Genomic DNA, 7273 nt, shown 5'->3' with positions numbered 1-7273 from the left:
CCTGATCGCCGTGCACGGCCAGACCGACCAGCAGCGGCTGCTGCGCCCGGCCCGCCAGCGCGGCGCGCTGGACCGCTACGCGGGCGAGGCGGTCGCCGGGCCGCTGGCGCGCTACCGGGAGACCTACCGGGTGCTGCGCGAGGTCTCGGCCACGCTGGAGGAGCTGACCACCCGGGCCCGCGAGCGCGCCCAGGAGGCCGACCTGCTGCGCTTCGGGCTGGACGAGATCGCCGCCGCCGAGCCGGTGGCCGGCGAGGACGCCGAGCTGTCCGCCGAGGCCGAGCGCCTCGGCCACGCCGACGCGCTGTCCTCCGCCGCGACCCTCGCCCACGCCGCCCTGGCCGGCGACCCGGCCGACCCGGAGGCGCTGGACGCCGGCACCCTGCTCGCCCAGGCCCGGCGCGCCCTGGACGCCGTGCGCCACCACGACGAGCGGCTGGCCGCCCTGGCCGACCGCCTCAACGAGGTCGGCTACCTGCTCGCCGACGTGGCCGGCGACCTGGCCGGCTACGCGGACGACCTGGACGCCGACCCGGTGCGCCTGGCCGCCGTCGAGGACCGCAGGGCCGCCCTGGCCCAGCTGCTGCGCAAGTACGGCGGCGAGGAGAACACCCTTGCCGAGGTGCTCGCGTGGGCCGAGGCCGGGTCCGTCCGGCTCGCCGAACTCGACGGCGACGACGACCGGATCGACGAGCTCGGCGCCCGGGAGACCGCGCTGCGCGCCGAGTTGGCCGAGCTCGCGGCCGAGGTGTCGGCCGCCCGGCGGGCCGCCGCCGGGCACTTCGCCGAGGCCGTCTCCGCCGAACTCGCCGAACTGGCCATGCCGCACGCCCGGGTGACCTTCGCGATCTCCCAGGTCGACGACCTCGCCGGGATCGAGGTCGACGGCCGGACCGTCGCCTACGGCCCGCACGGCGTGGACGAGGTCGAGGTGCTGCTCGCCCCGCACCCCGGCGCCCAGCCCCGCCCGATCGCCAAGGGCGCCTCGGGCGGCGAGCTGTCGCGCGTGATGCTCGCCGTCGAGGTGGTCTTCGCCGGCGCCGACCCCGTCCCCACCTACCTGTTCGACGAGGTGGACGCGGGCGTCGGCGGCAAGGCCGCGGTCGAGATCGGCCGTCGGCTCGCCAAGCTGGCCGAGTCCGCCCAGGTCGTGGTCGTCACCCACCTCCCGCAGGTCGCCGCGTTCGCGGACCGGCACCTCGTCGTGGAGAAGACCAACGACGGCACCGTGACGCGCAGCGGCGTCAAGGTGCTCAGCGACGAGGAGCGGGTGCGCGAACTCTCCCGGATGCTGGCCGGCCTGGAGGACTCCGAACTGGGCCGCGCCCACGCCGAGGAACTGCTGGCCGCCGCCCGGGCCCCGCGCCAGCGCTAGCCGGCCCCTTCGTCGGGTCCGGCGGCCCTCGTGGCACGACGACGCGCCCCCGGTGGCGCCGACTGTCCAAGAGGGCCGCCGACCTGGCATGGTGGCGGCTGGACACTGGCTTTCCAGTCCCGAGCGCCGCCGGCGGGCAACCCCCGCAGGGGCGCGCGAACCTGATCGAGTCGGATGCGAGACGACGTGGACCATTCCGCCGCCCGGGTCACCCCGGCCGCCCCCGAGCCGGGTCAGCTGCACGTGGTGCTCGTCCTGGCCGCCAGCACCGGCGGGATCGGTGCCCATGTGCGCTCCCTCGCCCAGGGCCTGGTCGCGCACGGGGTCAGCGTCACGGTGTGCGCCCCGGCCGGCACGGACGCGCTGTTCGGCTTCTCCCGCACCGGCGCCCGGTTCCACACCGTCGACATCACCCCCACCGCGGGCGCCCGCAGCGACGCCACCGCGATCGGCGAGCTGCGCCGCGCCTTCACCGGCGCCGACGTGGTGCACGCCCACGGCCTGCGCGCCGGGCTGCTGTCCGACCTCGCGCTGCGCACCGCCGGCCGCTTCCCCGGCCTGCGCCCGGAGACGCCCCTGGTGGTCACCTCGCACCACGCGCTGCTGGCGACCGGCATGGAGCGCCGCCTCCAGCGGCTCATGGAGCGCAGGGTGGCGCGCGCCGCCGACCTCGTCCTCGGGGCCTCCTCCGACCTCGTCGCCCGGGCCCGCGAGCTGGGCGCCACCGACGCCCGGCTCGGCCCGGTGGCCGCCCCGCCGATGCCCGAGGGCCGGCTCGACCGGGCCGCGGCGCGGGCCGCACTGCTCGGCGGGGGCCCGGACCGGCCGCTGCTGCTGGCGGTCGGCCGGCTCGTCCCGCAGAAGGCCTTCGGACTGCTGCTGGACGCCACCCGCGAGCTGTCCGCCCTGGACCCCGAGCCGCTGCTGCTGCTCGCCGGCGACGGCCCGGAGGGGGGCGCGCTGCGCGAGCGGGTCGCCGCGGAGAAGTTGCCGGTGCGGCTGCTCGGCTACCGCACCGATGTGCCCGACCTGCTGTCGGCCGCCGACGTCGTCGTCGTCTCCAGCCGCTGGGAGGCCCGCTCGCTGGTCGTCCAGGAGGCGATGCGGGCCGGCGTGCCGGTGGTCGCCACCGCCGTCGGCGGGATCCCCGAACTGGTCGGCGACGCGGCCGTGCTGGTCCCCGCCGGCGACCCGGCCGCGGTCGGCCGGGCCGTGCGCGAACTGCTGGCCGACCCGCCGCGCCGGGAGCGGCTGGTGGCGGCCGGCCACCAGCAGGCCGAGACCTGGCCGGACGAGGCCGCCACCGTCGCCCAGGTCCTGAGCACCTACGACGAGTTGGTGCAGCGGGCCTAGACGGTGGCCTGTTCGACCCGCTCGGAGGCGTGGCCGTCGGGCTGGGCCGACAGGTAGGCGCCGCCGCAGGCGGTCAGGCGCAGCGCGGTGTCGATCAGCGGGACGTGGCTGAAGGCCTGCGGGAAGTTGCCGACCTGGCGCTTCTCGCGCGGGTCCCACTCCTCGGCGAGCAGGCCGAGGTCGTTGCGCAGCCCGAGCAGCTTGTCGAACAGCTCGCGGGCCTCCTGGACCCGGCCGATCATGGCGAGGTCGTCGGCCAGCCAGAACGAGCAGGCGAGGAACGCTCCCTCGTGGCCGGAGAGGCCGTCCACGTTCTCGATGTGGTCGCCGCTCGAATCGTCGTGGGTGGGGTAGCGCAGCACGAAGCCGTCCTCGGTGGACAGTTCGCGCTGGATCGCCTCGATGGTGCCGATCACGCGCTTGTCGTCCGGCGGCAGGAAGCCGACCTGGGGGATGAGCAGCAGCGAGGCGTCCAGCTCGCGGCCGCCGTAGTACTGGGTGAAGGTGTTGCGCTCCGGGTCGTAGCCCTTCTCGCACACGTCCCGGTGGATGGTGTCGCGCAGCTCGCGCCAGCGCTCCAGGTGGTCGCCGCCGGGCGCGTCCTCGGGGGTCTGCTCCAGCAGCTTGATCGTCCGGTCGACGGCGACCCAGGCCATCACCTTGGAGTGGACGAAGTGCCGGCGCGGGCCGCGGACCTCCCAGATGCCCTCGTCCGGCGCCTGCCAGTGGTCCTCCAGGTAGTCGATCAGGCGCAGCTGGAGGTGGTGGGCGTGGTCGTTGCGGACCAGGCCGGTCATGTGGGCCAGGTGCAGGGCCTCGACGACCTCGCCGTAGACGTCGAGCTGGAGCTGGCCGGCCGCGCCGTTGCCGACCCGTACGGGCTGGGAGTTCTCGTAGCCGGGCAGCCAGTCCAGTGAGGACTCGGTGAGCTCGCGCTCGCCCGCGATGCCGTACATGATCTGGAGGTTCTCCGGGTCGCCGGCGACGGCGCGCAGGAGCCACTCGCGCCAGGCGCGGGCCTCGTCGCGGTAGCCGGTGCGCAGGAGCGAGGAGAGGGTGATGGCGGCGTCGCGCAGCCAGGTGTAGCGGTAGTCCCAGTTGCGCTCGCCGCCGATGTCCTCGGGCAGGGAGGTGGTGGGGGCGGCGACGATGCCGCCGGTGGGGGCGTAGGTGAGGCCCTTGAGGGTGATCAGCGAGCGGATGACGGCCTCGCGGTAGGGGCCCTGGTAGGTGCACTGCTCGGCCCACTCGTGCCAGAAGTCGGCGGTGGCGTCGAGCATCGCCTCGGCGTCCGGGACGGCCGGCGGCTCCAGGTGGGAGGCCTGCCAGGTGAGGGCGAAGGCGATCCGCTCGCCGGCCCGGACGGTGAAGTCGGCGTAGGTGGTGAGGTTGCGCCCGTAGGTCTCGGCCTCGCCGTCGAGCCAGACCGAGTCGGGCCCGGCGACGGCGGCGGTGCGGTGGCCGCCGTCGGCCTGCTCGACGCGGTGCACCCAGGGCACGATGCGGCCGTAGGAGAAGCGCATCCGCACCGCCGAGCGCATCCGGACGGTGCCGGCCACGCCCTCGACGATCCGGATCACCTGGGGGACGGCGTCGCGGCCGGCCAGCGGGCGCGGGGGCATGAAGTCGATCACCCGGACGGTGCCGCCCTGGGAGTCCCACTCCTGCTCCAGGATGAGCGAGTCGCCCCGGTAGCGGCGCCGGTCGGCGGGCACGGCGGGGGCGGCGGCGGTGGGCGGGGGGACCCGCAGGTCGGCGGTGTCGGCGATGCGTGCCCGGCCGGCGGTCGCCACGGCGGTGACGGGGGCCGGGGCGGCCGTGGGGGCGGGGACCTCGGTCACGACGGCTTCGGCCGGGCCGATCCGCCAGAAGCCGTGTTCATCGGTGCCGAGCAGGCCGGCGAACACGGCCGGCGAGTCGAAGCGGGGCAGGCAGAGCCAGTCCACCGCCCCGTCCCTGCTGACGAGGGCTGCGGTCTGCATGTCCCCGATGAGTGCGTAGTCCTCGATACGGCCGGCCACGTGGATCTCCAGTTCGCAATGTGGTCACGACGCATCGGCGATCCGAGGGGAGCGAGCGGTCTGCGGGGCCGGAGAGCCACCCCGGGACGTCCGGCCCGCCGAGGGGTGGTGGCGGGCCTTGCTGGAGTGTCCGCGCGGGGCTCGGTGGAGCCCCTGGGGTGGGCGGGGAGGAGCTGGATTACGAGGAGGTCCGGTCGCGCATCGGGGACCGGGAGTGTCCTGACCCTCCCACGCCCTCCGCGTGCTCGTGCTGTTCGCGATGCGTCCGTGCAGCTTACGACGGACGAAAGGGGCGAAGCACGCGGACGCTGCCCCGTGTGGCGCCACAATTCGGGGGAAATGCCGTGCATCGCGGGGGCGGCGCGAAGGATGGTCCGGACGGATCAGTTCCGGCTGGTCCGCAAGGAGGGGGCGTCATGGCCCGGTCGGGGAGTGCCGCCGTGGCCCGGTCCGGCGGTGGCGCGACCGGTGTGACGGGTGCGCCGTACGGTGCGCCGGTGGTGCGCCCCGCGTGCGCCGCGGCGGTGCCGCGAGCGGGCCCGGAAGGCGTCCGGGTCGGGTCACTGATACCCTGGTATCCCGTGGACCGGTGGGATCAAACGCCCCGGACCAGCCGAACCGACGACCCATCGAGTGCCGTGCCTCACACCGCACTCCCCGTCGCCCGGCGAGCCGGTGAGCCCCCACCCACGTCACTTTCGACTCGCGACCCACGGGAGCCCCCTCTTGGCACAGCCCCATTCCGGCAAGGCAGCGAACGGCCGCGCCGTGACGACCAAGCACCTCTTCGTCACCGGGGGTGTCGCCTCTTCACTCGGCAAGGGGCTCACCGCCTCCAGCCTCGGCGCCCTGCTCAAGGCTCGCGGACTGCGCGTCACGATGCAGAAGCTCGACCCGTACCTCAACGTGGACCCGGGCACCATGAACCCGTTCCAGCACGGTGAGGTCTTCGTCACCGACGACGGCGCCGAGACCGACCTGGACATCGGCCACTACGAGCGGTTCCTGGACACCAACCTGCACGGCTCGGCCAACGTGACCACCGGCCAGGTCTACTCCACCGTGATCGCCAAGGAGCGGCGCGGCGAGTACCTGGGCGACACCGTCCAGGTCATCCCGCACATCACCAACGAGATCAAGTCCCGGATCCGCCGGATGGCGACCGAGGACGTCGACGTCGTGATCACCGAGGTCGGCGGCACCGTCGGCGACATCGAGTCGCTGCCGTTCCTGGAGGCCGTCCGCCAGGTCCGCCACGAGGTCGGCCGGGACAACGTGTTCTTCGTGCATGTCTCCCTGCTGCCGTACATCGGCCCCTCGGGCGAGCTCAAGACCAAGCCGACCCAGCACTCCGTCGCCGCGCTGCGCAACATCGGCATCCAGCCCGACGCGATCGTGCTGCGCGCCGACCGCGAGGTCCCGCAGGCCATCAAGCGCAAGATCTCGCTGATGTGCGACGTGGACGAGGAGGCCGTGGTCGCGGCCATCGACGCCAAGTCGATCTACGACATCCCCAAGGTCCTGCACGGCGAGGGCCTGGACGCCTACGTGGTGCGCCGGCTCGACCTGCCGTTCCGCGACGTGGACTGGACCACCTGGGACGACCTGCTGCGCCGCGTCCACGAGCCGCAGCACATCGTCAAGGTCGCCCTGGTCGGCAAGTACATCGACCTCCCGGACGCCTACCTGTCGGTGACCGAGGCGCTGCGCGCCGGCGGCTTCGCCAACAACGCCCGGGTCGAGATCAAGTGGGTCACCTCGGACGACTGCGAGACGCCCGAGGGCGCCCGCGAGCAGCTCGGCGACGTGGACGCGGTCTGCATCCCCGGCGGCTTCGGCGACCGCGGCGTCAACGGCAAGGTCGGCGCCATCACCTTCGCCCGCGAGAACAAGGTCCCGCTGCTGGGCCTGTGCCTGGGCCTGCAGTGCGTCGTCATCGAGGCGGCCCGCAACCTGGCCGGCCTGCCGGAGGCCAACTCCACCGAGTTCGACGCCGCCGCCAAGCACCCGGTCGTCTCCACCATGGCCGAGCAGCTGGCGATCGTCGACGGCAAGGGCGACCTGGGCGGCACCATGCGCCTCGGCCTCTACCCGGCGAAGCTCGCCGAGGGCTCGATCGTCCGCGAGGTCTACGGCGGCGAGCAGTACGTCGAGGAGCGCCACCGCCACCGCTACGAGGTCAACAACGCCTACCGCGCGGACCTGGAGAAGACCGGCCTGCAGTTCTCCGGCCTCTCGCCCAAGGGCGACCTGGTCGAGTACGTCGAGTACCCGCGCGAGGTGCACCCGTACCTGGTGGCCACCCAGGCCCACCCGGAGCTGAAGTCCCGTCCGACCCGCCCGCACCCGCTGTTCGCGGGCCTGGTCAAGGCGGCCATCGAGATCAAGACCTCGGCCTCCGCGTAGTCACACCCTCACGGCGACAGTCGTTCACCGGACGGCGGCCGTCCACGCCGACCAGGCCAACGCCCGCAAGCTGGCCAAGCGGTACGCCGAGCTGACCCCGATCACCCGGGTCTACCGG

At 74.0% G+C, this 7273-nt stretch carries 4 protein-coding genes; 3 read left to right on the top strand and 1 reads right to left on the bottom strand.

Features of this window, described 5'->3' with window-relative positions:
- Window positions 1-1375 (top strand): DNA repair protein RecN (locus tag AB0O00_RS25100; protein WP_363655318.1); only part of this gene is annotated, 1375 nt, incomplete at its 5' end.
- Window positions 1376-1561: 186 nt separating this feature from the next.
- Window positions 1562-2728 carry a glycosyltransferase family 4 protein gene (locus tag AB0O00_RS25095; protein WP_363655316.1) on the top strand — a complete coding sequence of 389 codons (1167 nt, stop codon included), beginning with the start codon at window positions 1562-1564 and terminating at the stop codon, window positions 2726-2728.
- Here AB0O00_RS25095 and AB0O00_RS25090 read toward each other — a convergent pair.
- The gene (locus AB0O00_RS25090; RefSeq protein WP_363655314.1) at window positions 2725-4749 is read right to left on the bottom strand and encodes a glycoside hydrolase family 15 protein; all 2025 of its coding nucleotides are present in this window, start codon (window positions 4747-4749) and stop codon (window positions 2725-2727) included. The genes AB0O00_RS25095 and AB0O00_RS25090 overlap by 4 nt on opposite strands.
- A 768-nt stretch (window positions 4750-5517) precedes the next feature.
- On the opposite strand from AB0O00_RS25090, the gene AB0O00_RS25085 reads away from it, so the two are divergent.
- Window positions 5518-7155: a CTP synthase gene (locus AB0O00_RS25085; RefSeq protein ID WP_363655319.1), complete on the top strand. Its 1638-nt coding sequence runs from the start codon at window positions 5518-5520 to the stop codon at window positions 7153-7155.
- Window positions 7156-7273 lie beyond the last annotated feature (118 nt).

Origin of the sequence: Kitasatospora sp. NPDC093558 (assembly GCF_040683475.1) — a bacterium.
Taxonomy (GTDB): Bacteria; Actinomycetota; Actinomycetes; order Streptomycetales; family Streptomycetaceae; genus Kitasatospora.
This window is presented reverse-complemented; position numbering and strand designations above follow the sequence as displayed.